Raw genomic sequence first — 393 nt, 5'->3', positions numbered from 1 at the left:
CTACTCTCCCAGGACCCTTCGGTCCAAGTACCATCGGCGCTGGAGGGCTTAACGGTCGTGTTCGGGATGGGTACGCGTGGAACCCCTCCGCCATCGCCACCAAACATGATTTTTCGAAGCTTTCGCTTCTCGAAATCGCTGCGAGAAAATATCAGTCCTCAGAAAGGACTTGCAGCTTAAGGCAGGCTTAATCGCCTGAAAACTGAATCCGAAACGAATTTGCATTCGCCCTTTTTACGGGGCCCCCGGAAAGTACTCGGAATCAGCTTCGTCAGCCTCTTCTTCACTTTTTGGGGTAGTTTGTAGGATAAGCCCTCGACCGATTAGTATTGGTCAGCTCCATGCATTACTGCACTTCCACCTCCAACCTATCTACCTCGTCGTCTTCAAGGG

General features: G+C 51.7%; 2 rRNA genes. Both read right to left on the bottom strand.

Annotated elements, in window-relative coordinates:
• Window positions 1-104 (bottom strand): 5S ribosomal RNA (gene rrf / locus HPT30_RS00645); the annotation flags it as partial.
• Between the two features lie 199 nt (window positions 105-303).
• Window positions 304-393: ribosomal RNA gene (locus HPT30_RS00640) — 23S ribosomal RNA — on the bottom strand; the annotation flags it as partial.

The sequence above is a fragment of the Paenibacillus agri genome, from assembly GCF_013359945.1.
Lineage (GTDB): Bacteria > Bacillota > Bacilli > Paenibacillales > Paenibacillaceae > Paenibacillus_AQ > Paenibacillus_AQ agri.
Note: the sequence above shows the minus strand (reverse complement) of the source record. Positions and strands in the feature narration are given on the sequence as shown.